Source organism: Cellulomonas fulva (genome assembly GCF_018531375.1).
Taxonomy (GTDB): Bacteria; Actinomycetota; Actinomycetes; order Actinomycetales; family Cellulomonadaceae; genus Cellulomonas; species Cellulomonas fulva.
In genome coordinates this window covers 1440908-1467201 of sequence record NZ_JAHBOH010000001.1, presented here as the reverse complement: position 1 = coordinate 1467201, position 26294 = coordinate 1440908, and the positions used below count along the sequence as shown (strand labels likewise).

Sequence of the window (26294 nt, the reverse complement as noted above, 5' to 3'; positions counted from 1 at the left end):
CGTGAGCGAGGGACCCGACAGCCGTCGCCGGCCGCTCGTCTCGGTGCTGTTCGGCGGGCTCACCCCGGGCAGCGAGCGCAACCTCGCCGACACCCTGCGCTCCGAGCGCGTGGGCGGCGCCCTGCTGCTGCTCGGCGCCGTCGTGGCGCTCGTGTGGGCGAACGCCTGGCCCGACGCGTACCACGCGGTCGCGGACACGACCTTCGGCCCCGCCGCGCTGCACCTCGACCTGACCGTGGCGCAGTGGGCCACCGACGGGCTCCTCGCGGTGTTCTTCTTCGTCGTGGGGCTCGAGCTCGGGCGCGAGCTGACGGTCGGGGAGCTGCGGCACCCCGGCACCGCGGCCGTGCCGATCGTCGCCGCGATCGGCGGCATGCTCGCCCCGGCGGCCCTCTACCTCGCGGTGAACCTCACGAGCGACGGCGGCGCGACGCGGGGCTGGGCCGTCCCGACGGCCACCGACATCGCGTTCGCGGTCTCGGTCTTCGCGATCGTCGGCCGCGGCCTGCCCGCGGCGCTGCGCGCGTTCCTGCTCACGCTCGCCGTCGTCGACGACCTGCTGGCGATCATCATCATCGGCGTCGTCTACACCGAGGAGGTCGACCTCCTCCCGCTCGGCCTCGCGGTCGGGACCGTCGCGCTGTTCGCCCTCCTGGTGCGCCGCACCCGGGTGAACGGGTGGCTGCTGGTGCCGCTCGGGGTCGTCGCGTGGGCCGCGCTGCACGCGTCCGGCGTGCACGCCACGCTCGCGGGCGTCGCGCTCGGCCTCGTCGTGCCCGCGAGCGCGGAGGCGACCCGACGAGCCCGCCGCCTCGACGCGCTGCCCGAGCAGTCGCTCGCGGAGCACTGGGAGCACGTGTGGCGCCCGTGGTCGGCGGGGGTCGCCGTGCCGGTCTTCGCGGTGTTCGCGGCGGGGGTCACGCTGTCCTCCGGCGCGCTGCGCGACGCGCTCGCCGACCCGGTGGCGCAGGGCGTCGCGCTCGGCCTCGTGCTCGGCAAGCCGCTCGGGATCGTCGGCGCCACGTGGCTCGTCGCGCGGTTCACCCGGGCGCGGATGGCGCCGGGCGTCACGTGGGGCGACGTCCTGGGCGTGGGCCTGGTCGGCGGCATCGGGTTCACCGTCTCGCTCCTGGTCGCCGAGCTGGCCTTCGGGCCCGGCTCGCCGCACGACGAGCACGCGATCCTCGCGATCCTCGTCGCCTCGCTGGTCGCCGCCCTCGCCGGCGGCGCCGTCCTCGCCGCCCGCGGCCGCGCGCGCCGACCCGTCGACACCGCCGCGGACATCACCGGATGAGCACGGTCGACTCCGCCACGCTGCTGATCGACGGGCCCTGGCAGCACCGGTTCGTCGCCGCGAACGGGGCCCGGTTCCACGTGTCGACCGCCGGCCCGGACGGTCGCGAGGCGCCGCTCGTCGTGCTGCTGCACCCCGTGCCGCAGTTCTGGTGGGCGTGGCGGCACCAGATCCCCGCGCTCGCCGAGGCGGGCTACCGCGTCGCCGCGATGGACGTGCGCGGCACGGGCGGCTCGGACAAGCCGCCGCGCGGGTACGACGTGCCGACGCTGGCCGCGGACGTCGCGGGGGTCGTCCGCTCGCTCGGCGCGGACTCGGCGGTCGTCGTCGGCTGCGGCACGGGCGCGACGATCGCGTGGGCCATGGCCGCGCTGCAGCCGGACGTGACGCGGGCCGTCGCCGCGCTGTCCGCGCCACACCCGCTGGACGTCCTGGCCCGGCCGTATGCCGCGGTCCGCCCCGGCGCCGCGGCACGGCTGGCGTACGTGCAGGTGCCCGGCCTGCCGGAGCGCGCGCTGGCCGACGGCGACCTGGCCCGGCGGATCCTGGCGGACTGGGGCGGCGGCACGTGGTTCGACTCCTCGACCGCCCGGCGCTACGTCGAGGCCCTGCAGGTGCCGTTCGCCGCGCACAGCCAGCTCGAGCAGCTGCGCTGGCTCAGCCGGTCGATCCCCCGCATGGACGGGCGGCGGTACCTCGAGCGCCTGCGTGCCACGCGGCCGTTCCCGGCGCTCCAGATGCACGGCGGCCGGGACGGCCTGCTGCCGGCGCACCGCGCCCCGCTCTCGCGCCGGACCGCGGCGCTCGTCGGGCGGGACTACCGGTTCGAGCTCGTGGCGGACGCCGGCCACTTCCTGCCGGAGCAGGCGCCCGCGGTCGTCACGCGCACGCTGCTCGACTGGCTCGCGGGCGTCGCGCCCGCCGCCTGAGCAGCCCGCTCATCCCTTCACCAGGGCCGCGGCCCGCACGGGATCGGTCTCGCCGATGCCCGCCGAGGGGCACAGCGACGCGACCGGGCACGCCCCGCAGGCCGGCCGCCGCGCGTGGCAGGTCCGACGCCCGTGGAAGATCAGCCGGTGGCACGCCATGGTCCAGTCCGCGCGCGGGAGCAGCGCCCCGAGCTCACGCTCGACGACGAGCGGGTCGTCGGACGCCGTGTACCCCAGCCGGGCGGACAGCCGCAGGACGTGCGTGTCGGTGGTGATCCCCGGGATCCCGAACGCGTTGCCGAGCACGACGTTCGCGGTCTTGCGGCCGACGCCGGGCAGCGCGACGAGGTCCGCGAGCCGTGCGGGGACCTGCCCGGCGTGCCGCTCGACGAGCGCCTGCGACAACCCGGTGACGGCGCGCGCCTTCGACCGGAAGAAGCCGAGCGGCCGCAGAATCTCCTCGAGCTCGTCCGGGTCCGCCGCCGCGAGCTCCGCGGGCGTCGGGTACCGCGCGAACAGCGCGGGCGTGGTCGCGTTGACCCGGACGTCCGTGGTCTGGGCGGAGAGCACGGTCGCGACGAGCAGCGTGAACGGGTCCGTGAAGTCGAGCTCGCACCGCGCGTCGGGGTAGCGCACCGCCAGCGCACGGTCGACGCGCCGCGCGCGCCGCGTCCGGGCGAGCGCCGACTCGTCGGGCCGCCAGCCACCGGTGCCGGGCACCTCGCTCGTCGTCACCCGGGAAGCGTACGGCGGGCCACCGACGGCTGCCCGGGCGCATCCATGCAGGTGGGCGGGCAGGTGGCGGCAGGCGGCGGGCAGGTGACGAGCATTGCTCCCCGCGAGTGAAGTCGCCCTCGCCACACCCCGGGTCCCTCAAGTCCCCGCCCGGTGCGCCCGATTCATCGGAGGTCCCGAGCCCGAGAGGATGCTCCATGACGCCACCCGGTGACCAGCGAGTCCGCAGCCTGCGGCTGGACCGACGCGCGCTGCGCGAGGAACGCGCGCGCGTGGGGTGGTGGCGCCGGCTCGTGCGGGCCCGCATCGACCTCCTGGTGGCCACCGCGGCCCGGCCGCAGCCCCTCGGCGAGGACGTCGCGTTCCAGCTGCCCCTGGACGTCTCGCTCGGCGCTCCGCGCCCGGCGGAGCTCGCGGGGCTGATCGACGGGCTGGTCGACCAGGGTGCGGGCGCCGGCCTGACCCGGATCGACGACCTGCGCGAGCTCGACGAGCGCCTGGCCGACTACGAGCGCGGCGTCACCGACGCCCTCGCCCGGACCACCGACTCGCTCATCACGCGGCTCGCGGACGACCCGGGACCGGCCGGCGGCTGGCTGACGGAGCCGCTTGGACGCGGCTGAACGCCCCGGATGCGGCAGACTGTGGGGCGGACCGTCCCGCGCTGACCAGCGGCACCGGCCGGAGGAGTGAAGGAGCCATCGTGGCTGACGACGTCGTGCTGTCGGCACCGCTGTTCGCGGGCCTCGACGAGGAGTCGTCCCTGGCGCTCGTGGCGAGCATGACGCCGCTCGAGGCCGCGCGGGGCGACGTGCTGTTCCACGAGGGCGAGCCGGGCGACCGGCTCTACGTGGTCCGCGAGGGGAAGATCAAGCTCGGCCGCCGCTCCAACGACGGGCGCGAGAACCTGCTGGCCGTGCTCGGCCCGGGCGAGATGTTCGGTGAGCTGTCGATGTTCGACCCGGGCCCGCGCACCGCGACCGCGACGGTGGTCGCGGACGCCGAGCTCGTCGAGCTCGGCCACGAGGAGCTCTTCGCGTGGCTCTCCGACAAGCCGACCGTGTCCCAGCACCTGCTGCAGGCGCTCGCCCGCCGCCTGCGCCGGACCAACGAGGCGCTCGCGGACCTCGTGTTCTCCGACGTCCCGGGCCGCGTCGCCAAGGCGTTGCTCGACCTCTCGACGCGCTTCGGCGAGCCGGTCGACGAGGGTGTGCGCGTCGCGCACGACCTGACGCAGGAGGAGCTCGCGCAGCTCGTCGGGGCGTCCCGCGAGACCGTCAACAAGGCGCTCGCCGACTTCGCCGCCCGCGGCTGGGTGCGGCGCGAGGGGCGCGCGGTCGTCCTGCTCGACATCGACCGCCTGGAGCGCCGCGCCCGCTGACGTGGGCCGGCGCACGCGACTCGACAGCGCAATCGCTGGCGGCCGGCGGGTGCCGTCAGGCGTCCGCCGGGGTCAGCTCGACGACGATCTCGACCTCGACCGGCGAGTCGAGCGGGAGCACCGCGACGCCGACCGCGGACCGCGCGTGCACCCCGGCCTCGCCCAGCACCTGGTGCAGCAGGTGGCTCGCGCCGTTCACGACCGCGGGCTGCCCGGTGAACGACGGGTCGCTCGCGACGAACCCGACGACCTTGACCACGCGCGCGATGCGGTCCAGCGCGTCGGCGCCCGCCGGGCCGCCCTCGCGCTCGACCAGCGCGGCCACCGCGGCGAGCGCGTTCAGGGCCGCCGTCCCGGCCAGGTCCACGGCCTCGTCGGGCGACACGGCGGCGCCCACCTTCCCGGTGGCCGGCAGCGCGCCGTCGACGAAGGGCAGCTGCCCGGAGGTGTGGACGTGCGCCCCGGACCGGACGGCGGGGACGTACGCGGCGACGGGTGCCGCCACGGCGGGGAGCGTGAGGCCGAGGTCCGCGAGGCGGGCAGCGGCGCCCATCAGGCGCTCGTGGGCCGCTTGAGGTAGGCGACCAGGCCGTCACCGGGGCCGGGCACCACCTGCACGAGCTCCCACCCGTCGGCACCCCACTGGTCCAGGATCGCCTTGGTCATGTGGATGATCAGAGGGACGGTCGCGTACTCCCACGTGGTGGCCATGCGCTCACCCTAGCCAGCGGTGGCCCGCACGGGAACGCGGCGGCACCGGGGCGGGCGTCAGCTGCCGACGAGCTCCTCGACGGGGACCAGCTCCGACCACCACGAGCGCACCTCGGGCCGGCGACGCAGCAGGCCCCGGCGCTCGCGCTCGGTCATCCCGCCCCAGACGCCGAAGTCCATGCGGTTGTCCAGCGCGTCCGCGAGGCACTCGAGGCGCACCGGGCAGGTCTGGCACACGGCGCGCGCCTCGCGCTGCGCCGATCCCTCGACGAAGAGGGCGTCGGGCGACATGCTGCCCGAGCCGCAGGCAGCACCGGCGGTCCAGTGACCGTCGCGAGACCCTGGCACCGCACCTCCCTCGGCATGACGACGAGCGCACGAGCGTTCGTCCGGTGCCCCGGAAAATAGCGCGGGACCGGTGCCGACGACCAGACTCCATTCGGGTCATCCCGAGGTGTGGACACGCTCCCGCGCGCGTGACCAGCGCCGTCAGGCACCTCCGTCGGGCGCCCGCGACCGCGCTGCGGACGCGTTGTGCAGGTCCGGTGCAGGTCGACCCGGGCCCGCGCAGAGCCGCAGACGGTGACAGGGGCGCCCACTACCCTGGCGGCATGCCCCAGCCTGCCCGCGCCCGTGGTCGTCAGGTCAACGTCTTCCAGGCGTTGGCCCTTCTGCTGTCGTTCGTGCTGGTCGCGGCCGTCGGCGGGGTGCTCGCGGCGGGCCTCGTCCTGCCGGGCGTGGCCGTCGCGAACGGCGTGACGGACATGAGCATCACGGCGTTCGACGACCTGCCGACCGAGCTCGAGCAGAAGCCCCTCCCGGAGAAGTCGAGCATCCTCGCCTCCGACGGCACCCTGCTCGCGACGTTCTACGACCAGGACCGCGTCGTGGTACCGGGCGACAAGATCGCGCAGGTGATGAAGGACGCCGTCATCGCGACCGAGGACAAGCGCTTCTACGAGCACTCGGGCATCGACCTCATGGGCATGGTGCGCGCCGCGGCGCGCAACGCGCTCAACACGTCCCGCGAGGGCGCGTCGACGCTGACGCAGCAGTACGTGAAGAACGTCCTCATCGAGGCCGCGCGGCAGGCGGACACCCCGGAGGAGCGCGCGGAGGGCATCGAGCAGGCCCGGACCGCGGAGGGTGCCGAGGGGCTGGCGCGCAAGCTGCGCGAGGCCAAGCTCGCCATCACGCTCGAGAAGACGATGTCGAAGGACGAGATCCTCGCGAAGTACCTCAACATCGCGCAGTTCGGCACGTCGGTCTACGGGGTCGAGTCGGCGGCGCAGCGGTACTTCGGCGTCTCCGCCGCGGACCTCAACTACCTCCAGGCGGCGACCATCGCGGGCATCACCCAGGCGCCGTCGCGCTGGGACCCGCTGAAGGACCCGAAGCAGTCGCAGACGCGGCGCAACACCGTGCTCCGGCTCATGCACGAGCAGGGCTACATCACGGACGCCGAGTACAAGAAGGGCCGCGCCGCCAAGATCAAGAACTCGCTCCACCCCAAGGAGACGCAGCTCGGCTGCATGTCGGCGGACGAGAACGTCGCCGGCTCCGGGTTCTTCTGCGACTACGTCACCAAGATCATCGCGAAGGACGAGACCTTCGGGAAGACGTCGCAGGAGCGCAGCGAGCGGCTGCTCGAGGGCGGCCTGACCATCTGGACCACGCTGGACAAGGACATGCAGGAGGCCGCCGACAAGGAGGTCAAGGCCGGTGTGCCGGTCAAGGACTCCTCCGGGGTGGGCAGCTCGATCGTCGTGGTCGAGCCCGGGACCGGGCAGGTCAAGGCGATGGCCCAGAACCGCATCTACAACAACACCCAAGAGGTGGGCTCGCGCGAGACCGCGGTGAACTTCAACACCGACAACGCGTACGGCAGCGCCTCCGGCTTCCCGCCCGGCTCGACGTTCAAGCCGTTCACGCTGCTCGAGTGGCTGCGTGAGGGCCACTCGCTGAACGAGACCGTCGACGGCACGCGCATGGAGTACCAGCAGAGCGAGTTCAACGCGCCCTGCACCAACCTCGTGGGCGACTACAAGTTCGGCAACTCCGAGGGCAGCGGCGGCTACATGAGCGTCCTCAAGGCCACCGAGAACTCCGTCAACTCCGCGTACATCGCGATGGCGAGCAAGCTCGACCTGTGCAAGATCATGGACGGCTCGGCGGACCTCGGCGTGCACCTCGCGGGCGGCGCGGCCGGTGAGGGCACCATGCCCTACCGCCCCTCGAACGTGATCGGTTCCGACTCGATCGCCCCCCTGACCATGGCCGCCGCGTACGCGGGCTTCGCCGCCAACGGCGTCTACTGCTCGCCGGTCGCGATCGTCAAGGTGACCGACGCCAACGGCAAGAAGCTCAAGGTCCCGAACGCCGACTGCCACCAGGGCATCGAGGCCAAGTACGCGCACGCCATCAACTTCGCGCTGAGCCACGTGTGGGAGGGCACCGCGAGCAACGTCCCGAAGCCGAGCTTCGCGGCCGCGGGCAAGACGGGAACGACGACCTACAACGAGCACACCTGGTTCATCGGCTACACCCCCAAGCTCGCGACCGCGGTCTGGGTCGGTTACCCCGACGGGCTGAAGTCGATGCACGAGCAGACGATCAACGGCAACACGTACTGGTCCGGCCCGTACGGCTCGTCGATCGCGGCGCCGACGTGGGCGCGCTTCATGAACGACGCGCTCGAGGGCGGCGACAACCCCGACTTCACCGAGGCCGACACCGACGAGATCTACGGCAAGCAGATCTCCGTGCCGTACGTCGTGGGCCTGAGCGAGAGCGACGCGCGCTCGCGGCTCTACGCCGCGGGGTTCCAGGTCTCCGTCTCGTCCGAGCGGGTCGAGTCCGACGTGGCCGAGGGCCTGGTGGCGGAGCAGAGCCCGAGCGGGAGCGCCGTCAAGGGCTCGGTGATCTCGCTGCGCCTGTCCTCCGGCCCGGCCCCCGAGCCGCCGGACCCGTGCCAGGAAGGCAAGGGTCCGGGCTGCGACAACGGCAACGGCAACGGCAACGGCAACGGTGACGGCAACCGCGGACCCGGCGGCGACGACGGGTTCTGGAACGGCAGCGTGCTCGACGACTCGAGCAGCGACGTCTTCCGCAGCACCAACGGCTGGTGAGCGTCCCCGGACCGGCCCGCGCGGCGGGCGCGCTGGTCGCGGCCGGCGCGGGCGCGCTCGCGTGGTCGCTGCTCGAGGCGCGCTGGTACACCCTGCGGGAGGTGACCGTCCCGGTCCTGCCCGGCGGCCACGCGCCGCTGCGGGTGCTGCACGTGTCGGACCTGCACCTGACGCCGTCCCAGCGGGACAAGGTCGCCTGGGTCCGTGACCTCGCGACGCTCGACCCGCACCTCGTCGTCGACACCGGCGACAACTGGGCGCACCCCGGGTCGCTCGGTCCGCTGGCGCAGGCGCTCGAGCCTCTTCTGGCGCGCCCGGGCGCCTTCGTCATGGGCTCCAACGACTACATCGCGCCGCAGCCCAAGAACCCCGCGCGGTACCTGCAGCGGGACGCACGCCGCCAGCACGCCAACCCGCCGCGCCAGCTGCCCTGGCGCGAGCTGCTGCGCCTGTTCACCTCGGCGGACTGGGTGGACCTCGACAACTGCCGTGGGGCCCTGGACGTCGACGGCCGCCGGCTCTCCCTCGTCGGGACCGACGACGCCCACCTGGACCGCGACGCGTTCCCGGACGCGGGCGGGGCGGACGACGCACGCCTCGACGCGGCCCGCCCGGTCGACCTGCACCTGGGCGTCACGCACGCGCCGTACCGGCGGGTGCTCGACCGCATGCTCGAGGACGACGCGGACCTGGTGCTCGCCGGCCACACCCACGGCGGGCAGCTCGCCGTGCCCGGCTGGGGTGCGCTCGTCACCAACTGCGACCTCGACACCCGCCGCGCCAAGGGCCTGCACGGCTGGCCGGGCGCCCGTCCCGACCGCAGCGGCGGCGCGGGCTCCACGTGGCTGCACGTGTCCGGTGGGCTGGGCACGTCGCCGTACGCGCCGGTGCGCTTCGCGTGCCGTCCGGAGGCGACGCTGCTCACCCTCGTGCCCGCATGAGCGGATTCGTTCCCACGGCGGTCCGTCAGGTAGTCTGAGCGGGCTTCACGGGGTGTGGCGCAGCTTGGTAGCGCGCTTCGTTCGGGACGAAGAGGTCGTGGGTTCGAATCCCGCCACCCCGACAGCAGAAGGCCCTGGCCGGTGTTCCGGCCAGGGCCTTCGTCTTGCCTGGGCGTGGTGCGCGTCCGTCGGCGCGGACGGCGGTCAGGACTCGTCGGATCCCCGCGGGCCGAGGTAGGCGACGGAACCGTTCGACGAGCGGATGACGACGCGGATGCTGGCGGCCGGGTCGGTCGCTCCGGCGACCTCCTGACGACCGTTCGAGGTGTCGATGTCCAGCGCCACCGGCTCGCCCGTGCCCCGCACGGTCACGTCGCCGTTGCTCGTGACGGCCGAGATGTCGGAGCGCGCGTCGGCGATGTCGATCCGGCCGTTGCTCGACTCGACGTCGACGGCACCCGCGACGTCGAGCACGTCGACGTCGCCGTTGCTCGTGTGCGCCTCGAGCGAGCCCGCACCCGTGACCTCGATGCGCCCGTTGCTCGTCTCCGCGGTCACGGCGCCGGTCACGTCACCGACCACCACGTCCCCGTTGCTGGAGCGCACCTGCAGGTCGCCGGTGACGTCGCTGGCCTCGACGCGCCCGTTGCTGGTGCGCAGCTCGGCGCCGCCCAGCGACCCGGACGCCCGCACGTCCCCGTCCGAGGTCCGCACGACGAGCTGCGTGCCCGCCGGCAGCGTGACGTCGAGGTCGGCCTCGCAGCTCCACAGGTAGCGCCACGGGCAGGTGTACTCGACGACGAGGGTGTCCCCCGCCGTCTCGGTGCGGAACTCGGGGGCCACGAACGCCCACCGGCCGGTGCGCTCGACCGCGACGTCCGAGGCGGTGGAGGTGCGCACGGTCACGTCGCCGTCGGCGACGAGCTCCACCACCGCGGCCGCGGCGTGGGTGGACTGCGCGACGGCTTCCTGGCGGGCCACGAGGCCCACGACGTCGAGCGCGGCCCACAGGATCAGGAGGAGCCCGAGCGTGCCGCCCACCCAGGCGAGCGTGCGGCCGCCGGAGGAGCGCGTGGGGGGCGGTGCCGCCGGTGTCACCGGCGCGTCGACGAGGGTCATGACTCTCCGTTCGGTCGGTGCTCGAGCCAGCGCAGCACGGCCAGGACGCGACGGTGGTCGTCGGAGTCCGGCGGCAGGCCGAGCTTGGTGAGGATCGAGGTCACGTGCTTCTCGACGGCGGGGAGCCCGACGACGAGCCGGTCGGCGATCGCGTAGTTCGAGCGACCCTCGGCCATGAGGGCCATGACCTCGCGCTCGCGCGGCGTCAGGTGCTCGAGGCCGGTGCGGCGCGAGCGCGCCATGATCTGGGCGACGACCTCGGGGTCGATGACCGTGCCGCCGGTCGCGACGCGGTCGATGGCGCCGAGCAGCTCGTCCACGTCCGTCACGCGGTCCTTCAGGACGTACCCGAGACCGCGGACGTCGCCCGCGAACAGCTCGCGCGCGTACCGCTGCTCGACGTACTGCGACAGCACCAGGACGGGCAGCCGCGGGTGGAGGCTGCGCAGGTGGATCGCCGCGCGCAGGCCCTCGTCGGTGTGCGTGGGCGGCATCCGCACGTCGGTGACCAGGACGTCCGGGAGGGTGGCGTCGGCGCCCAGTGCCGCCACGAGCTCGTCGGCCGTGCGGTACCCGACGACCTCGTGCCCCTCGTCGGTGAGCAGGCGCGTCAGGCCGTGCAGCAGGAGGACCGAGTCCTCGGCGATCACGATGCGCACGGCACCTCCACGGTCAGGGTCGTGCCGGCCCCGGCGGGGCTGACGAGGTCGAAGGTGCCGTCCAGCGCCGCGATGCGGCTGCGCAGCCCGTCGAGCCCGCTCCCCGGGCTCGCCGCGGCTCCCCCGCGCCCGTCGTCGTGCACGACGAGCCGCAGCCGGCCGTCCGCGCAGCGCACCTGCACCCGCGCGCTCGTCGCACCCGCGTGCTTGGCGACGTTGGTCAGCGCCTCGGCGACGACGAAGTACGCGGCGGCCTGGGCGGCGGCGCCGCACGCCGCGAGCGCGTCGTCGTCCGGCGCGTCGACGGTCACCGGCAGCGGGGTCCGCGCCGCGAGCGCGCTGAGCGCCGCGTCGAGCCCGCGGTCGGTCAGGACGGCGGGGTGGATGCCCCGCACCAGGTCCCGCAGCTCCGCCAGCGTCTCCTGCACCTCGCGGTGGGCGTGCTCGAGCGCGACCGCGGCCGCCTCGGGGTCGGCGGCGCTGCGCCGGCGCGCCGCACCCAGCTCGACGCCGAGCGCGACGAGCCGCTGCTGGGCGCCGTCGTGCAGGTCGCGCTCGATCCGCCGCCGCTCGTCGTCGGCGGCACCGACCACCTGGGTCCGCGTCGCCTCGACGTGCGCCGTCCGCACCTCGGCCTGCGCCCGCGCCCGCTCCGCCGCGGCGATCTCCTCCGCCGCCCGCGTGCGGCCCAGCAGCCCGCGCGCCATCCGCACGTGCAGCAGCGAGCCGCCCTGCGCGGCGAGTGCGGCGAGCCAGAGCGCGACCACGCCGACGACGACGAGCGCGGCCGTCAGGAGCGCGTCCGGCCAGCCGAGCGCGTCGTGCAGCACCGGGCCGACGCCGTACACGGGGACCAGGATGCCCGCGAGGCCGGCGCCGCCCAGCGCGACGACGAGCACGAACACCACCGACGACGTCACGGCACCGAGCGCCGCGTAGGCGGTCGCCGTCCACGCGCGCGCATCCCGCAGCGGCGCGACGAAAGCCGGCCACCAGCCGGGCCGAGCCGCCGGACGCGGGTCCGCCGGCGGGACGCGAGCGCCCGTCTGCAGCGCCAGCCGGCCGATCTCCGCCCGGGCGAACCACCGGGCGACCACGAGCGAGCCGACGAGCAGCGGCACTCCGACGCCGAGCGCCGGGACCAGCGCCACGCTCGTCGGGATCATCGTCAGCGCCACGATGCCGGCCGCGAGCAGCCAGACCCAGCCCACGACGGCTTGCGACACCGCGCGCCACGTCGCGGGCGTGAAGGGGGCGAGCACGAAGGCCCGTCCTCCGAGGAGGGCGGGCGCCACGGTCGCGGCGTCGGCGCCCGCGGACGGGTGCGTGGTCGCCAGGTCGCCGGGCGGCACCGGCACGGGCGGCCGGGGCGCGTCGTCGGAGGTCGAGGTCATGCCCCCGACGCTAGGCGCTGGGCGCACCCGGCCGACACCGTGCCCGCCCCCGGGCCGACCGTCGGGATATCCCCCGGCCCGGCCGGGGCTCGGACTCGGCTCAGGCGATGGTGTTCTCGCTCGTCAGGACGTAGACCAGGAGCCAGATGCCGTAGGCGGCCGCCGCCGCCAGGACGACGCCGAGCACCCACCACACGATCCGCCAGGACCGCCCCACCCGCGCGACCACGTCAGCCCGCCGACGTGGTCGCGGTGATGGTCATCACTCGACGAGACCGCATGATGTTGCCCCCTGGACGTGCGGCTGCCGCGGACGCGGTTCCCCACGGTGGCAGGGCCGCACACCGGCTGTCCAGACCCCGACCGGGCGACGCCCGGCCCTCGGGCCGGGCGACGCCGTGTCGTCAGCGGCGTCAGGCGTGCGTGGTGAGGCGGGTTGCCAGGAGCTCGGCGATCTGGACCGCGTTGAGCGCGGCGCCCTTGCGCAGGTTGTCGTTCGAGATGAACAGCGCCAGGCCCCTGCCCTCGGGCGCACCCTCGTCGGACCGGATGCGGCCGACCAGGGACGGGTCGCTGCCCGCGGCCTTGAGCGGGGTCGGGACGTCCTCGAGCTGCACGCCGGGTGCGTCCGCGAGCAGCTCGCGGGCGCGCTCCGGGCTGATCGGCCGCGCGAACTCGGCGTTGACCGACAGCGAGTGGCCCGTGAAGACCGGGACGCGCACGCAGGTGCCGGACACCAGCAGGTCGTCGATCGCCAGGATCTTGCGCGACTCGTGCCGGAGCTTCTGCTCCTCGTCGGTCTCGGCCAGGCCGTCCTCGACGATCGAGCCCGCGAGCGGGATCACGTCGAACGCGATCGGCGCCACGTACTTGACCGGGTCGGGGAAGGACACGGCACCGCCGTCGTGCACCAGGGCGAGCGTGTCCTGCTCGACCGCGGCGCGGACCTGCTGGTCCAGCTCCTGCGCGCCGGCGAGGCCGGAGCCGGAGACCGCCTGGTAGGTGGACACGACGAGACGGCGCAGGCCGGCCTCCGCGTGCAGGACCTTGAGCACCGGCATCGCGGCCATGGTGGTGCAGTTCGGGTTCGCGACGATGCCGAGCGGGATCTCGTCGAGCGCCTCCGGGTTCACCTCGGAGACGACGAGCGGGACCTGCGGGTCACGGCGCCACGCGGAGGAGTTGTCGACGACGACCGCGCCCGCCGCGGCGAAGCGCGGGGCGTGCTCCTTCGACGTCGAGCCACCGGCCGAGAACAGCGCGATGTCGATGCCGGACAGGTCGGCGGTCGCGACGTCCTCGACGACGACGTCGGCGCCGCGCCACGGCAGGGTGCGGCCGGCGGAGCGCGCGGACGCGAGGTACCGGATGGTGCCGACCGGGAAGTCGCGCTCCTCGAGCAGCCGGCGCATGACCGCGCCGACCTGGCCCGTGGCGCCGACGACCGCGACGGTCAGCCCGCTGGTGGGCGCGCTACCGCTCATCGCCTCGTTCGCGTTCATCGTCCGGTCCCCCCGTACACCACGGCCTGCTCCTGGTCCGCGTCCAGGTCGAACGCGGTGTGGATGGCGCGCACGGCCTCGTCGAGGTCGTCCGCGCGGGTGACCACCGAGATCCGGATCTCCGAGGTCGAGATCATCTCGATGTTGATGCCCGCGTCGGACAGCGCGGCGAACAGCTGCGCCGAGACCCCGGGGTGCGACTTCATGCCCGCGCCGATGAGCGAGACCTTGCCGATCGTGTCGTCGTACTGCAGCGACGCGAAGCCGATGTCCGGCTGGCGCTCGGTCAGGGCGGCCATGCCCGCCGCGCCGTCGTCGGCCGGGAGCGTGAAGGAGATGTCCGTCAGGCCCGTCGCGGCCACCGAGACGTTCTGCACGATCATGTCGATGTTCACGCCCGCACCCGCGACGACCTGGAAGATCCGGGCGGCCTTGCCCGGGACGTCCGGCACGCCGACGACGGTGATCTTGGCCTCCGAGCGGTCGTGCGCGACGCCCGCGATGATCGGCTGCTCCACGGTGGGGTCCTCGCTCTTCTCGTTGGTGACCAGGGTGCCCGTGTGGTTCGAGAACGACGAGCGGACATGGATGGGGACGCCGTAGCGGCGGCCGTACTCGACGCAGCGGAGCATGAGCACCTTGGCGCCGGAGGCGGCCATCTCGAGCATCTCGTCGTAGGAGACGCGGTCGAGCTTGCGGGCGGCCGGGACGATGCGGGGATCCGCCGTGAACACGCCGTCCACGTCGGTGTAGATCTCGCAGACGTCGGCGCCCAGACCGGCCGCGAGCGCGACCGCCGTGGTGTCCGAGCCGCCGCGGCCGAGGGTCGTCACGTCGTTGGTCGACTCGGTCACGCCCTGGAAACCCGCGACGATCGCGACCTGCCCGCGGTCCACGGTCTCCCGGACGCGCGTCGGCACGACGTCGACGATGCGGGCCCGGCCGTGCACGGCGTCGGTGATGACACCCGCCTGCTGGCCCGTGAAGGACTTGGCCTTCACGCCGAGGTTGTTGATCGCCATCGCCAGCAGCGACATCGAGATGCGCTCGCCCGCGGTGAGGAGGATGTCCATCTCCCGCTGGGGCGGCAGGGGGCTGACCTGCTGGGCGAGGTCGATGAGGTCGTCGGTGGTGTCGCCCATCGCCGACACGACGACCACGACGTCGTCCCCCGCGCGCTTCGCTGCGGCGATGCGCTTGGCCACCCGCTTGATGCTCTCGGCGTCCGCTACCGACGAACCGCCGTACTTCTGCACGACAAGTGCCACGTGCTGCTCCATCTGTCGCCGGTCGCCGTCTGTCTCAACGGCCCGCCGGGTCCTGTGTGGTCGCAGGGATGGTAGGCACGTCCGCGCGCCGTGATCCAGCGATATCAGGATGTGGTCGGCACGTCATACCCCGGTCTGACGTCCGGCGCGCGCCCGCGCCCCTACCCTCGGGGCCATGGAGATCGTCCCCGAGGAGCAGCCAGCGCCGGTCGCGACCGCCGCCCGGTCAGGCGGCATCGTCGTGCAGGGGGTGCACCGCGCGTTCGGCTCCGTGCAGGCGCTGGACGGGATCGACCTGGTGGCGCGGCCCGGGGCGGTCACGGCGCTCGTCGGGCCCAACGGGTCCGGCAAGACCACCCTGCTGCTGGTGCTCGCCGGCCTGCTGGTGCCGGACGCGGGGACCGTGACCGTCGGCGGGCACGACCCCGTGACCGAGGGTCCGGCCGCCCGCGCGGTCACCGGGTGGATGCCGGACACGTTCGGCACCTGGGACTCGCTGACCGTCCGCGAGGTGCTGCAGACGTTCGCCGCGGCGTACCGCCTCCCGGCCGCCGGGACCGCCGCGCGGGTCGACGAGCTCCTCGCCACCGTGCACCTCAGCGAGTACGCCGGCCGCCCTGCGTCGGTCCTCTCCCGCGGCCAGAAGCAGCGGCTCGGCCTGGCCCGCGCCCTGGTCCACGACCCGCAGGTGCTGCTGCTCGACGAGCCGGCCTCCGGCCTGGACCCGCGGTCGCGCGTCGACCTGCGGATCCTGCTGCGCAGCCTCGCGGAGCGCGGCAAGACCGTCCTGGTCTCGAGCCACATCCTGTCCGAGCTCGAGGAGATGTCCGACGACGTCGTCTTCGTCTCGCGGGGCCGGACGGTGCAGACGGCGGACGTCGCCGCGGTCGGAGCCGGTGCGGACGCTCGTCGGACCTGGCACGTGCGCGCGCTCTCCTACGCGGCCCTCAGCGCGTGGCTCACGCAGGTCGGCGCGACGTGGCGTCCCGACGAGGACGTCGACCCGCACCGACCGCCCGCCGACGGACCGGGCGGCGTGCTGCTCGACGTCGACGGCGACGCGGGCGCGGCCCGGCTCGTGCGCGACGCGGTGGCCGCCGGCGTCCCCCTGGTCCAGCTCGCGCCCGCCGCGGGCGCGCTGGAGCGGGCCTACCTGGCACTCGAGGAGGAGCGGCGATGAGCGTCGTCGAGCAGACCGGCACCGCGCCCACGCCCGCGGCGCCGCCCCGTCACGCGCGGTGGGGACTGACCTGGCACGGCGTCCGGACCGTCGCCGCGCTCGAGCTGCGGCAGCGCGTGCGGTCGACGCGGTGGCTCGTCGCGCTGATCGTCTACTTCGTCGTGGTCGGGGCGCTCACGCTCCTGCTGTTCGGCGCGCTGTCCACGGTCCTGGGTCTCGACGACGGTGGCACCGAGCCGCGCGGGCCGGTCCTGTTCGCGGCCGTCACCTTCCTGGTCCTCGGGCTCGGCCTCCTGGTCACCCCCACGCTGACCTCGGCCGCCGTCAACGGGGACCGCAACGCCGGGACGCTCGCGACGCTGCAGGTCACGCTCCTGACGCCGGCCGAGATCGCGCTCGGCAAGCTCCTGGCCGCCTGGGTCGCGTCGTGCGCGTTCCTGGTGACGAGCATCCCGTTCCTGGCGTTCGCGACCGCGGCCGGGCCCACGCCGTGGTGGTCGTTGCTGTTCGTCGTCCTGCTCATCGCGACGCTGCTGATCGCGGTGTGCGGCATCGGCCTCGGGCTGTCCGCGCTGGTGTCGCGGACCGCCGGGTCGACCGTGCTGACGTTCGTCGTCGTCGCGTCGCTGGCGTTCCTCAGCCTCATCCTCTTCGGCGTGACCTACCCCGCCGTGACGACGACCGAGACGACGCGCGTCTACACCGTGCCGTCCGACTGGGACGGCACCTACGACGGGTCCGTCTGCACGATCGAGGAGCAGGTCCGGGACGTCGCGCACACCGAGCGCACCTGGTGGCTGCTGGCGATCAACCCGTTCGTCGTGGTGGCCGACGGCTCCGGCACGTCCGTCGCGGAGTCCGAGAGCTCCGTGACCGAGGGTGACCTGCTGGGCTACATCCGCTTCGCGGTCCGCACCGTGCGGGACGGCCCCGACGACCCCCTCCAGGAGTGCTGGGTCGGCGACGAGCTGTCCGACGAGACGGTCACGAGCACCGCTCCCGTGTGGCCGTGGGGTCTGGCCGCGAACCTGCTCCTCGGCGTCGCCGGCTTCGTCGTGGCGGTCCGCCGCCTGTCGATCCCGCAGCGCACCCTGCCGCGCGGCACGCGCGTCGCCTGAGCGGGGAGCCGCCAGGGGTCAGGGCTGCAGCGCGTCGTACTCCGCCTCGGTCGCGACGTCGTCCGCGACGTCCAGCCGCAGGTGCGCGAGCATGACCTGCAGCGTGCGCAGCGTGCTCGACGCGCGCTCGCCCCAGTCCGACAGGTAGGAGAACTGCCACCACCACAGCGCCTCGAGCACGCCGTCCGCCTCGTAGTGCCGCAGCCCCTGGACGAGCGCGCCGGCGATCGCGACGAGGTCGCCGGACACCGTGGACGCCTCGACGTCCGGACCCAGGAGCGGGTCGACGACCTCGACGTACTCGTCCACGCCCTCGAACGCGTTGGCCAGGCCGGCACGCAGCGGCTCGACGTCCGGGTCCGGGCCGACGTCCGGCTCGAACCGCTCCGCCGGCACCACGTCCGTGGTGGCGCCGAGCCGTGCGCCCGCGGCGAGCACGTCCGACACGGCCAGGAGCAGGAGCGGGAGCGCCGCCTCCGGGTTGGCCCCCGCGGCGACCTCCGTCACGGTGGTCAGGTAGCGCCGCGACTCGCCCGCGACGGCCTCCGCGATCTCCCGCAGTCCGTCGTCCGCCGTCATGGTCATCCGAGCTCCCCTCCGCGTCCTCGTCGGACGCTCTCGTCGTGTCCGGGCGTCGTCCAGATCAGGCGCTGAGGAGCCGGCGTCCCTCGAAGGCGCGGCCGAGCGTCACCTCGTCGGCGTACTCGAGGTCCCCGCCCACCGGCAGGCCCGACGCGAGCCGGCTGACCGTCAGGCCCATCGGCAGGAGCAGGCGGGCGAGGTACGTGGACGTCGCCTCGCCCTCGACGTTCGGGTCCGTCGCGAGGATGACCTCGGTGACCGTGCCGTCCGCGAGGCGTCGCATGAGCTGCGCGATGCGCAGGTCGTCCGGCCCGACGCCCGCGATCGGGTTGATGGCGCCGCCGAGCACGTGGTACTTGCCGCGGAACTCGCGGGTGCGCTCGATCGCGACGACGTCCTTGGCCTCCTCGACCACGCAGATGACCGTGGGCGAGCGGCGGGGGTCACGGCAGATCCGGCACTGCTCCTCCTGCGCGACGTTGCCGCAGGTGTCGCAGAACCGCACGCGCGCCTTGACCTCGATCAGCGCGTCGGCGAGCCGGCGCACGTCCGCGGGGTCCGCCGACAGCAGGTGGAACGCGATGCGCTGGGCGCTCTTGGGACCGACTCCGGGCAACCGCCCGAGCTCGTCGATCAGGTCCTGGACCGCGCCCTCGTACACGCCTCCACCCTACGGCCTGCGGGCCGCCCGGCAGCGGCAGGCCGCGCGACGGCACGCGTCAGCGGCCGTCGTCGATCTGCTCGTCGATCACCGTGCCGCCCAGGAGCTGCGCGACGAGCGGCGCGCCCACCAGGCCGGACGACGCCATGTCCGGGTCGTCCGGCGAGAGCTCGTCGTACGGGTCGTGCGCCACCGGCGCGGGGCGGGACCGCACCGCGGGCTCCGACGAACGCTGCGGTGCAGCCGCCGCGAGCCGCTGCGCGCGCGCGACCGCCGACTCCGCGGCGCTCACCGACGGGCTGCCCGCGCGGGTCGCCGGCCCGGCGGGCGGCGACCCGTCGGTGCGGGCGGAGCCGCCCCGAGCGCTCGCGTCGTCCGGACGCTGCGCCGGGGGCGTCGACACCTCCGGCCAGTCGTCCGACGCGGGCGGTGCCGCGGTCCTGGTCGCCGGCACGTCCCACGACGCAGCGGCGTCCGCCGCCGAGATCACGCCCGGCACCACGGGCACAGCGGCCTGCGGGGTCGCGGGCTCCTCCGTCGGGCGCGAGGCGTCCGACGTGGGCGCGGCGGTGCGCCGGGCGTCGGACGTGGGTGCCGGCGTGCTCGCCGCATCGTCGGGCAGCGGGGTCGCCCAGGGGTCGTCCGGCTCCTCGGGCGGCTCCCAGTCGGAGCTCGGCGACGCCCCCGCGGGACGGGTGGCGCCCTCGGCGGGCGCGGAGGTGTGCGGCGCCCGGTGAGGCTCCGCGTCGTCGTCGCCCGACCCGGGCTCCCCCGGGCCCGCGGCACGGCCGGAGGTACCACCCGGACGGGACCGGGGCGCTCGGCCCTCGGGCCCGCCGGACGCGCGCCCGGACGGCGGCCGCTGCGAGGGCGACTGCCCGCGGCCGACGTGGCTCGCGCCCGGACGACCCTCGCCCGCGGGGCCCCCGGTGGCCTCGACGCGCACGTCGAAGCCGAGCGTCTCCCGGACCGCCTGGGCGACGACGTCCGCGTGCGGACCGTTCCGGAAGGTCGTGGCGAGCTCCGGCGTCGTGAACGCCAGGCGCAGCGTCGTCGCGTCGAGCTCCGCCACCTGCGCGTTGTTCGGGTCGACCAGCGCGCCCGTCACGCGGCGCAGCGACCGGACCGTGTCGAGCACCTCCGGCCAGCGCCGGCGCAGCGTCTCCGTCTCGCCGGCCACGCCCGCCGGGGCGGGCTGGAACGGCGCGGCGGGCTGGAACGGCGCGCCCTCGACCGGCGCGTCCAGCGCGGCGCGGGCCGGCTCGGGAGCCTGCTCGGCCTCCGCGGCGCCGAGGGCGTCCGGTCCGACCCCGGCCGGGTCGACGTCGTCGCGGCCCGGCATCGCGACCGCCTCGTCGTGCGCCGGCTCCTCGGCCGTCGCGTCGCCCGTGGCCGTCGCGCCGGCGATCGCCTCGTCCGAGACCGCGCCGTCCGAGGTCACGTCGTCCGAGGTCACGTCGTCCGAGGCCGCCTCGTCCGACGTCGCCGCGAAGGAGTCCGACTCGTCGGCGGTCGCGGCATCGGGGGTCGCCTCGGCGGAGCTGGTCTCGTCGGAGCGCGCGTCATCGGAGGGCGCCGCGTCGGAGGTGACGTCGGTGGCCGCTGCGTCGGTCGTCGCGTCCTCGGCCTCGTCCTCCGGGACGTCCCACGGCGGCGGGCCGGTCACGTCGCGTGCCGGCGGGGCCGCGGCTGGGGGAACGGCGGCAGCGGGTACCGCGCGGGCCGTTGCCGGCTCGGTGGGCCGCGTGTCAGGTCGCGCGGGCGGCCGCGTGCTCGCGGCGGGATCGGCCGCCCGCTGGGCGGCGGCCTCGCGCTGCGCGGCGAGCGCCGCCCGAGCGGCGGCAGCCCCCGTCGGGCCGCCTGCCAAGGACGCGCCTCCCGCCGCGACCGGGGCCGAGGCCGGCTCGGGTGCGCGAGCGGCGGGCCGCTCGTCCCGGGCGGCCGAGGCGGTCGCCGGTGCCCCGCGCTCGAGCCGGTCGAGCCGCGCGGCCAGGCCGGTGCGGTCGTCGTCGGCGGCCGGCAGCAGGAGGCGCGCCATCAGCAGCTCGAGGTGCAGGCGCGGGGACGTCGCCCCCGTCATCTCGGTGAGCGCGGCGTTGGCGAGGTCGGCGGACCGGGACAGCTCCGAGGCACCCAGCCGCGCGGACTGGATGCGCATGCTCTCGAGCTGGTCCTGCGGCAGCCCGCGCAGCGCGGCACCGGCGGCCTCTCCGGCGGCGTCGATGACGATGAGGTCCCGCAGGCGCTCCAGCAGGTCCTCCACGAACCGCCGCGGCTCGTGGCCCGTCGCGATGACGCGCTCGACGACGCGGAAGGCCGCACCGCCGTCCCGCGCGGCGATGGCGTCCACCAGGTCGTCCAGCAGCGACGACTGCGTGTAGCCGAGCAGGGCCGCGGCACCGGCGTACTCGATCCCCTGCTCGTCCGCGCCCGCGATGAGCTGGTCCAGCACCGACAGCGTGTCCCGGACGGAGCCGCCTCCGGCGCGCACGACGAGCGGCAGCACCCCACCGCCCACGGGCACGCTCTCGGCGTCGCAGAGCTGCTCGAGGTACGGCAGCAGGACGTCCGGCGGGACCAGGCGGAACGGGTAGTGGTGCGTGCGGGAGCGGATGGTGCCGATGACCTTGTCCGGCTCGGTCGTCGCGAACACGAACTTCACGTGCGGCGGGGGCTCCTCCACGATCTTGAGCAGGGCGTTGAAGCCCTGCGTCGTGACCATGTGCGCCTCGTCGAGGATGAAGATCTTGAAGCGGTCCCGGGCCGGGGCGAAGGTCGCGCGCTCCCGCAGCTCACGCGCGTCGTCGACGCCCCCGTGGCTCGCGGCGTCGATCTCGACGACGTCGAGGCTCCCCGGGCCGCCGCGGGCGAGCTCGATGCACGACTCGCACATGCCGCAGGGCGTGTCCGTGGGGCTGGCGTCGGTGTTGCGGGCGCAGTTGAGGATGCGCGCGAGGATGCGCGCGCTCGTCGTCTTCCCGCACCCGCGCGGCCCGGAGAACAGGTAGGCGTGGTTGACCTGACCGGAGCGCAGCGCCTGGCGCAGCGGCGCGGTGACGTGGTCCTGGCCGATCACCTCGGCGAACGTCTCCGGCCGGTAGCGGCGGTACAGCGCTGTCGTCACCCCCCGAACCCTAGACGCCCCCGCCGACACCCGGTGCCCTTCGCGCACAGGAGCACGACCCACCACGGCGGGGTCAGCCGAGCGCGACGGACGCCGCGAGCAGCACCACCAGGACCGAGCCCAGCGGCGCCGTGAGGCCGTGCCACCGACTGCCCACGCGTCCACCGAGCCACGCGCTCGCGAGCGCCAGCACGCTCTGCCAGGTGAGCGAGGCGACGGCCGCCCCGAGGACGAACGCGGCACTCGTCACGACGCCCGGAGCCAGGCGACCGCCGAGCCCGGCCGCGACGCTCGCGAAGACCAGGGCGGTGAGCGGGTTGAGCAGGGTGAGTGCCGTGAACCTCGCCCACGTCGCGCCCGCGGTCGCCCCGCGCCCGTCCGCGCCAGGCGCGCCGGGCCGGCCGGGCGCGAGGTGCGACGACGACCTCGTCGTCCACCAGCGAGCGAGCCCGACGAGGCCGACGACGGCGAGGACCAGCGCACCCCCGGTCCGGACCGCGGCCTCGTGCTGCGCCAGCGCGCGGGAGACCTGCACGCCCGCGACGACCGCCAGCACCGCGTACCCGGCGTCGACCGTCGCGACGCCGGCACCGGCCGCGAGCCCCGTGCGCGTGCCGCGTGCCATGCCCTCCCGCACGACGAGCACCGCGACCGGCCCGACGGGCACGGCCACCGCCAGACCGGCGACGACGCCCAGCAGCGCCGCCGTCCCGGCCTCGACCACGGACGCGGGGTCGGAGGTCAGGAGCACGGACGCATCGTCGTGGGCACGCCTCCCGTCGTCGAGGGTCGACGGCGTGTCTGCCCGTCCTGGTGCGCTTCTCGCGGGCGAAGCGCGATAATCGTCGTCATGGACAGGCTGGACGACGTGATCCTCCGTGAGCTCACGGCCGACGCGCGGCTGTCGTTCCGCGACCTGGGTGCGCGCGTCGGCCTGTCCGCGAACGCGGCGGCGGCCCGGGTCCGCCGGATGCAGGCGGAGGGCACGATCCGTGGCTTCACGGTCGTGCGGGGCGCGGCCACGTCCTCGTCGACCGGCGGGCTGGAGGTGTTCGTCGAGGTGCGCCTCAACCCGGGCACGACGAACGAGGCCTTCGTCGCCACGGTCTCGTCGGGCTTCCCGCAGGTGCACGACGCCGTCCACGTGACAGGCTCCTACGACTACCTGCTGCACGCCCACGTGCCGGACCCGGCGACGCTCGACCAGCTGGTGCGGCGCCTCAAGACCGAGGCGGGCGCCGCCCAGACCTTCACCCGGCTCGCGCTGCGAGGAGCCTGACCGATGCACATCCGCGCCACCTCGTCCCCCGACGACCTCGCTCGCGTCCACGCCGACGTGCTGCAGCCGTCCTTCCCGTCCGACGAGCTCGCGGACCTGGCCGTCCTGCAGCACCTGCTCGCGCACGGGCGGCTGCGGCTCGTCGTCGCGGAGCAGCACGGCGCGCTCCTCGGGGCCGCGATCGCCGAGTGGTCGCCCGCCACCGGGATCCTGCTGCTGGCGCACCTGGCCGTCGCCCCGGGCGGGCGCGGCGGCGGGGTCGGCGGCGCGCTGCTGGACGCGGCCGTCGAGGCGTGGCGCGCGGAGCTCGACCCGTGGCTGGTGCTCGCGGAGGTGGAGGACCCGGCCGTGCACGCCGGGTCGCCCGAGCACGGCGACCCCGTGGCGCGGCTGCGGTTCTACCGGCGCCGCGGCGCACGCGTGGTGCCGGTGCCCTACGTGCAGCCGGCGATGCGACCCGGCGGCCCGCGCGTGGGCGGGCTCCTGCTGCTCGCCCTCTGCGCGTCCGGCGACCGGCTCGCGGGGGTCGAGGCCGACGGCACGTGGCTGGTCCCCACGGCGCCGCTGCGCGCGTTCCTCGAGTCCTACTTCGCCTCGTCGGAGGGCGTGGACCCGAGCGGCCCGGACTGGGACGCGCTCGTCGCCGCGCTCGCTCCACCCGTCCTGCGCGTGTGACCGCCCGGGGCACGCAAGGGGCATGCAAGGAGCATGCAAGGACCCCCCGTGCACCCGCCAGAGCTCGCCTGCCCTTGCTGCCTTCCGGCCCTGGGGGAGTTCAGCGAGATGACGCCGCACGAGGGGTCTGGCGCCTACCTTAACGCGCCCGCGCCGGCGTTCCGAACCGCCGACGCCGGGCCGCAGCGTTGAGGCGACGAGCTCCCCGACCCGCCGCCCAGGTCGTCACCGCGCGGCGAGAGCGCGCGACGGAGCCGCGCTCTCGCGCGGGACCGACGCGCTCGGGGCGCGGAGCGCGCCGGTCGGGGCGACGTCGGGTGCCCGGGCCTGTGGAGGGTGGCGGCGGGGTGTCGGTGCGGGCGCCTACGGTGACGGGATGACGACGAGCCCGACGACGAGCCCCGCGGCCGCGCTGTCGCCCGACCAGCAGGCTGTCGCGACACGCGTGATCGAGGCGCTCGCCGGACCGGGCGCGCGGCTGCGCGAGGACCAGGAGCGCGCCGTCGTCGGGCTCGTGGAGCCCGGCGCGCGTGTGCTCGTCGTGCAGGCCACCGGGTGGGGGAAGTCGGCCGTCTACTGGACCGCCACGGCGATCCGACGAGCGGCGGGCGCCGGCCCGACGCTCGTCGTCTCTCCGCTGCTGAGCCTCATGCGGGACCAGGTCGCGGCCGCCGGGCGGGCCGGGCTGCGGGCGGCCACGCTGAACTCGTCGAACGTCGACGAGTGGGGTTCGATCGAGGGCGCGCTGCGGGACGGGTCCGTCGACGTGGTCCTGGTCTCCCCCGAGCGACTCGCCAACCCCGGGTTCGGCCGGCGCGTGCTGTCCGCCCTCACGGGCAACCTGGGGATGCTGGTGATCGACGAGGCGCACGCGGTCTCCGACTGGGGTCACGACTTCCGGCCCGACTACCGGCGCGTGGCGGACACCGTGCGCGCGCTCAACCCGGACACCCCGGTCCTGGCGACGACCGCCACGGCGAACGCGCGGGTCACGCAGGACGTCGCGGCACAGCTGGGCCAGAACACGCTCGTGCTGCGCGGCCCGCTGGCCCGCAGCAGCCTGCAGCTGGCCGTGATCGACTCGCTCACGCCCCTACAGCGGTATGCCTGGGTCGCCGAGCAGCTGCCGCACCTGCCCGGGTCCGGGATCGTCTACGCCCTCACGGTCGCCGACGCAGAGCGGCTGACCGAGGCCGTGCGGACGCAGCACGGGGACGCGCTGCCCGTCGCCGCCTACACGGGCAAGCTCGACGGGGCCGAGCGGGAGCGGCTCGAGGAGGCGCTGCGGCGCAACGAGCTCAAGGCGCTCATCGCCACGTCGGCGCTCGGCATGGGCTACGACAAGCCGGACCTCGGCTTCTGCGTGCACGTCGGCGCGCCGCCCTCGCCCGTCTCCTACTACCAGCAGGTGGGGCGCGCCGGGCGCGGGATCGACCACGCCGTCGTGGTGCTCCTGACCTCCGGCGCGGACGCGGGCGTCTGGGACTACTTCGCGACCGCCTCGATCCCCGAGCCGGGTGCGATGCGCCGCCTCCTGGACGTGATGCCCACCGTTCCCGACGAGCCGGCCTCGGTGCCCGCGCTGGAGGCCGAGTCAGGGCTGCGGCGCACGCGCGTCGAGCTCATGCTCAAGCAGCTCGCGGTGGACGGCGTGGTCGAGCGCAGCGAGGGCGGCTGGGCCCGCACGGGCCGGGAGTGGACGTACGACGCCGAGCACTACGAGGGCGTGCTGGCCGTGCGGCATCGCGAGGCGGACATCATGCGCGACTACGCGAGCGGTCGTCGCTGCCTCATGCAGCTGCTCCAGGAGTCGCTCGACGACCCGAGCGCCCAGCCGTGCGGCCGATGCAGAGTGTGCACGGGCTCGCTCCCGGACGGTCTGCCGGAGCAGCCGTCGCTCGAGACGACGCGCGCCGTGGCAGGGCTGCTGCGCACCCAGTGGCACCCGGTCGAGCCGCGCAAGATGTGGCCCGGCGGCGCCTTCGGGGCACGCGGCCGCATCTCCCCCGCCGAGATCGCCGAGCCCGGGCGGGCGCTGATCCACGCCGACGCCCCCGAGTGGCGCGAGCTCGTCGCGACCGCCTTCGAGCGCGACGCGCCCCCGCCGGACGAGCTGGTCGACGGCGTCGTGACGCTCCTGCGCGCGTGGGGCCGGCAGTGGCCTGCGCGCCCCGATGTCGTCGCCGCGCTGCCCGCGGCGGGCCTTGCGGTGCTGACGGACGGCCTCGCCGCCCGCATCGCCGAGATCGGGCGCATGTCCCGGGCCCCGCTCGCCGTGGACGACGACGCGGTGCGCACCGCCCGCACGTCCCGCGACCTGACGTCCGCCGACGAGGCCGCCGCCTGGCGGGACGCCGTGCGTGTGCCCGACCCGTCGGCCGTCGCCGGCCGCGCCGTCCTGCTCGTCGTCGACGCGACGTCCTCGTTGTGGCCCGTGACGATCGCCGCGGCGGCCCTGCGCCGCGCGGGCGCGACCGCCGTGCTCCCGCTGGTCGTCCACCGCCGCGTCTGACCCAGGACCGGCGCTGCGTCCCGTGGCGTCCCGTGGCCGGAGCGCCCCCTGGCGTCCGGTACCCTGGTTCGCGGCCAGGACACGCACGACCCGCCCCGCGGG

Annotated in this window: 24 protein-coding genes, 1 tRNA gene and 1 other RNA gene; 12 read left to right on the top strand and 14 right to left on the bottom strand. The window is 75.1% G+C overall.

Features of this window, described 5'->3' with window-relative positions; genetic code table 11:
* Nucleotide 1 precedes the first annotated feature (1 nt).
* Together nhaA and KIN34_RS06560 are read left to right on the top strand one after the other, a co-directional pair.
* Entirely contained in the window at nt 2-1294 is a 1293-nt protein-coding gene (nhaA, locus tag KIN34_RS06565) for a Na+/H+ antiporter NhaA (RefSeq protein WP_307858115.1), read from the top strand.
* Nucleotides 1291-2223 carry an alpha/beta fold hydrolase gene (locus tag KIN34_RS06560; protein ID WP_214348332.1) on the top strand — a complete coding sequence of 311 codons (933 nt, stop codon included), beginning with the start codon at nt 1291-1293 and terminating at the stop codon, nt 2221-2223. The genes nhaA and KIN34_RS06560 overlap by 4 nt, the downstream gene beginning before the upstream one ends.
* 9 nt (nt 2224-2232) lie before the next feature.
* Here KIN34_RS06560 and nth read toward each other — a convergent pair whose 3' ends face one another.
* Nucleotides 2233-2958 carry an endonuclease III gene (gene nth / locus KIN34_RS06555; RefSeq protein ID WP_307858114.1) on the bottom strand — a complete coding sequence of 242 codons (726 nt, stop codon included), beginning with the start codon at nt 2956-2958 and terminating at the stop codon, nt 2233-2235.
* Nucleotides 2959-3155: 197 nt separating this feature from the next.
* On the opposite strand from nth, the gene KIN34_RS06550 reads away from it, so the two are divergent.
* Nucleotides 3156-3581: a hypothetical protein gene (locus KIN34_RS06550; protein WP_214348330.1), complete on the top strand. Its 426-nt coding sequence runs from the start codon at nt 3156-3158 to the stop codon at nt 3579-3581.
* 80 nt (nt 3582-3661) lie between these two features.
* A complete protein-coding gene (locus KIN34_RS06545) occupies nt 3662-4339 on the top strand; it encodes a Crp/Fnr family transcriptional regulator (protein ID WP_214348328.1) in 678 nt (225 codons plus the stop codon).
* Nucleotides 4340-4394: 55 nt separating this feature from the next.
* Here KIN34_RS06545 and KIN34_RS06540 read toward each other — a convergent pair whose 3' ends face one another.
* Genes KIN34_RS06540 through KIN34_RS06530 form a run of 3 tightly spaced genes read right to left on the bottom strand, consistent with a single transcriptional unit; the run spans nt 4395 to nt 5398 of the window.
* A complete protein-coding gene (locus KIN34_RS06540) occupies nt 4395-4892 on the bottom strand; it encodes a RidA family protein (RefSeq protein WP_214348326.1) in 498 nt (165 codons plus the stop codon).
* Nucleotides 4892-5050, bottom strand: coding sequence for a Sp36 family protein (gene sp36 / locus KIN34_RS06535; protein ID WP_214348324.1), 159 nt, complete (start codon nt 5048-5050; stop codon nt 4892-4894). Before sp36 ends, KIN34_RS06540 begins: the two co-directional genes overlap by 1 nt.
* 57 nt (nt 5051-5107) lie before the next feature.
* Nucleotides 5108-5398: a WhiB family transcriptional regulator gene (locus tag KIN34_RS06530; protein WP_214348321.1), complete on the bottom strand. Its 291-nt coding sequence runs from the start codon at nt 5396-5398 to the stop codon at nt 5108-5110.
* A 263-nt stretch (nt 5399-5661) separates the two neighbouring features.
* Here KIN34_RS06530 and KIN34_RS06525 point away from each other — a divergent pair, with 263 nt between their 5' ends.
* From KIN34_RS06525 to KIN34_RS06515, 3 genes are all read left to right on the top strand, one after another.
* On the top strand, nt 5662-8178 hold the full coding sequence (locus KIN34_RS06525; RefSeq protein ID WP_214348318.1) for a penicillin-binding protein: 2517 nt from the start codon (nt 5662-5664) through the stop codon (nt 8176-8178).
* Nucleotides 8175-9119 carry a metallophosphoesterase gene (locus KIN34_RS06520; RefSeq protein ID WP_307858113.1) on the top strand — a complete coding sequence of 315 codons (945 nt, stop codon included), beginning with the start codon at nt 8175-8177 and terminating at the stop codon, nt 9117-9119. Before KIN34_RS06525 ends, KIN34_RS06520 begins: the two co-directional genes overlap by 4 nt.
* A gap of 48 nt (nt 9120-9167) precedes the next feature.
* Nucleotides 9168-9241, top strand: a tRNA-Pro gene (locus tag KIN34_RS06515).
* A gap of 82 nt (nt 9242-9323) precedes the next feature.
* Here KIN34_RS06515 and KIN34_RS06510 read toward each other — a convergent pair.
* From KIN34_RS06510 to KIN34_RS06490, 5 genes are all read right to left on the bottom strand, one after another.
* The gene (locus KIN34_RS06510) at nt 9324-10238 is read right to left on the bottom strand and encodes a DUF4097 family beta strand repeat-containing protein (RefSeq protein ID WP_214348315.1); all 915 of its coding nucleotides are present in this window, start codon (nt 10236-10238) and stop codon (nt 9324-9326) included.
* Complete coding sequence (locus tag KIN34_RS06505; RefSeq protein WP_214348313.1) at nt 10235-10897, bottom strand: response regulator transcription factor; 663 nt, start codon at nt 10895-10897, stop codon at nt 10235-10237. Before KIN34_RS06505 ends, KIN34_RS06510 begins: the two co-directional genes overlap by 4 nt.
* A complete protein-coding gene (locus tag KIN34_RS06500; protein WP_214348310.1) occupies nt 10885-12291 on the bottom strand; it encodes a sensor histidine kinase in 1407 nt (468 codons plus the stop codon). Before KIN34_RS06500 ends, KIN34_RS06505 begins: the two co-directional genes overlap by 13 nt.
* A gap of 413 nt (nt 12292-12704) precedes the next feature.
* On the bottom strand, nt 12705-13793 hold the full coding sequence (locus KIN34_RS06495; protein ID WP_237689059.1) for an aspartate-semialdehyde dehydrogenase: 1089 nt from the start codon (nt 13791-13793) through the stop codon (nt 12705-12707).
* Nucleotides 13790-15061, bottom strand: coding sequence for an aspartate kinase (locus tag KIN34_RS06490; protein ID WP_214348307.1), 1272 nt, complete (start codon nt 15059-15061; stop codon nt 13790-13792). The genes KIN34_RS06495 and KIN34_RS06490 overlap by 4 nt, the downstream gene beginning before the upstream one ends.
* 175 nt (nt 15062-15236) lie before the next feature.
* Between KIN34_RS06490 and KIN34_RS06485 the strand changes: the two genes are divergently transcribed.
* Together KIN34_RS06485 and KIN34_RS06480 are read left to right on the top strand one after the other, a co-directional pair.
* Nucleotides 15237-16241: an ABC transporter ATP-binding protein gene (locus KIN34_RS06485; protein ID WP_214348304.1), complete on the top strand. Its 1005-nt coding sequence runs from the start codon at nt 15237-15239 to the stop codon at nt 16239-16241.
* Nucleotides 16238-17359 carry an ABC transporter permease gene (locus KIN34_RS06480; protein ID WP_214348301.1) on the top strand — a complete coding sequence of 374 codons (1122 nt, stop codon included), beginning with the start codon at nt 16238-16240 and terminating at the stop codon, nt 17357-17359. Before KIN34_RS06485 ends, KIN34_RS06480 begins: the two co-directional genes overlap by 4 nt.
* Nucleotides 17360-17377: 18 nt before the next feature.
* On the opposite strand, the gene KIN34_RS06475 is transcribed toward KIN34_RS06480, so the two are convergent.
* The 4 genes from KIN34_RS06475 to KIN34_RS06460 form a co-directional block, all read right to left on the bottom strand.
* The gene (locus tag KIN34_RS06475) at nt 17378-17944 is read right to left on the bottom strand and encodes a DUF5063 domain-containing protein (protein WP_214348298.1); all 567 of its coding nucleotides are present in this window, start codon (nt 17942-17944) and stop codon (nt 17378-17380) included.
* Nucleotides 17945-18002: 58 nt separating this feature from the next.
* Nucleotides 18003-18602 (bottom strand): recombination mediator RecR, encoded by a 600-nt coding sequence (gene recR / locus KIN34_RS06470; RefSeq protein WP_214348295.1) that lies wholly within the window; start codon nt 18600-18602, stop codon nt 18003-18005.
* Between the two features lie 58 nt (nt 18603-18660).
* Entirely contained in the window at nt 18661-21726 is a 3066-nt protein-coding gene (locus KIN34_RS06465; RefSeq protein WP_214348292.1) for a DNA polymerase III subunit gamma and tau, read from the bottom strand.
* Nucleotides 21727-21799: 73 nt separating this feature from the next.
* Nucleotides 21800-22477 carry a LysE family transporter gene (locus KIN34_RS06460; RefSeq protein WP_214348289.1) on the bottom strand — a complete coding sequence of 226 codons (678 nt, stop codon included), beginning with the start codon at nt 22475-22477 and terminating at the stop codon, nt 21800-21802.
* Between the two features lie 99 nt (nt 22478-22576).
* Here KIN34_RS06460 and KIN34_RS06455 point away from each other — a divergent pair, with 99 nt between their 5' ends.
* Together KIN34_RS06455 and KIN34_RS06450 are read left to right on the top strand one after the other, a co-directional pair.
* Nucleotides 22577-23005 (top strand): Lrp/AsnC family transcriptional regulator, encoded by a 429-nt coding sequence (locus KIN34_RS06455; protein WP_214348286.1) that lies wholly within the window; start codon nt 22577-22579, stop codon nt 23003-23005.
* Between the two features lie 3 nt (nt 23006-23008).
* Entirely contained in the window at nt 23009-23680 is a 672-nt protein-coding gene (locus KIN34_RS06450) for a GNAT family N-acetyltransferase (protein WP_214348283.1), read from the top strand.
* 34 nt (nt 23681-23714) lie between these two features.
* On the opposite strand, the gene ffs is transcribed toward KIN34_RS06450, so the two are convergent.
* Nucleotides 23715-23811: signal recognition particle sRNA small type (gene ffs, locus KIN34_RS06445), an RNA gene on the bottom strand.
* 245 nt (nt 23812-24056) lie between these two features.
* Here ffs and KIN34_RS06440 point away from each other — a divergent pair.
* On the top strand, nt 24057-26192 hold the full coding sequence (locus KIN34_RS06440) for a DEAD/DEAH box helicase (protein ID WP_214348280.1): 2136 nt from the start codon (nt 24057-24059) through the stop codon (nt 26190-26192).
* Nucleotides 26193-26294 lie beyond the last annotated feature (102 nt).

What these genes read in the sequence shown, in the direction of transcription:
- KIN34_RS06560 (WP_214348332.1), top strand. Translation starts at nt 1,291, where the DNA reads ATGAGCACGGTCGACTCCGCCACGCTGCTGATCGACGGGCCCTGGCAG.
- KIN34_RS06550 (WP_214348330.1), top strand. Translation starts at nt 3,156, where the DNA reads ATGACGCCACCCGGTGACCAGCGAGTCCGCAGCCTGCGGCTGGACCGA.
- KIN34_RS06540 (WP_214348326.1), bottom strand. Translation starts at nt 4,892, where the DNA reads ATGGGCGCCGCTGCCCGCCTCGCGGACCTCGGCCTCACGCTCCCCGCC.
- sp36 (WP_214348324.1), bottom strand. Translation starts at nt 5,050, where the DNA reads ATGGCCACCACGTGGGAGTACGCGACCGTCCCTCTGATCATCCACATG.
- KIN34_RS06525 (WP_214348318.1), top strand. Translation starts at nt 5,662, where the DNA reads ATGCCCCAGCCTGCCCGCGCCCGTGGTCGTCAGGTCAACGTCTTCCAG.
- KIN34_RS06510 (WP_214348315.1), bottom strand. Translation starts at nt 10,238, where the DNA reads ATGACCCTCGTCGACGCGCCGGTGACACCGGCGGCACCGCCCCCCACG.
- KIN34_RS06500 (WP_214348310.1), bottom strand. Translation starts at nt 12,291, where the DNA reads ATGACCTCGACCTCCGACGACGCGCCCCGGCCGCCCGTGCCGGTGCCG.
- KIN34_RS06495 (WP_237689059.1), bottom strand. Translation starts at nt 13,793, where the DNA reads ATGAACGCGAACGAGGCGATGAGCGGTAGCGCGCCCACCAGCGGGCTG.
- KIN34_RS06485 (WP_214348304.1), top strand. Translation starts at nt 15,237, where the DNA reads ATGGAGATCGTCCCCGAGGAGCAGCCAGCGCCGGTCGCGACCGCCGCC.
- KIN34_RS06480 (WP_214348301.1), top strand. Translation starts at nt 16,238, where the DNA reads ATGAGCGTCGTCGAGCAGACCGGCACCGCGCCCACGCCCGCGGCGCCG.
- KIN34_RS06475 (WP_214348298.1), bottom strand. Translation starts at nt 17,944, where the DNA reads ATGACCATGACGGCGGACGACGGACTGCGGGAGATCGCGGAGGCCGTC.
- KIN34_RS06455 (WP_214348286.1), top strand. Translation starts at nt 22,577, where the DNA reads ATGGACAGGCTGGACGACGTGATCCTCCGTGAGCTCACGGCCGACGCG.
- KIN34_RS06450 (WP_214348283.1), top strand. Translation starts at nt 23,009, where the DNA reads ATGCACATCCGCGCCACCTCGTCCCCCGACGACCTCGCTCGCGTCCAC.
- KIN34_RS06440 (WP_214348280.1), top strand. Translation starts at nt 24,057, where the DNA reads ATGACGACGAGCCCGACGACGAGCCCCGCGGCCGCGCTGTCGCCCGAC.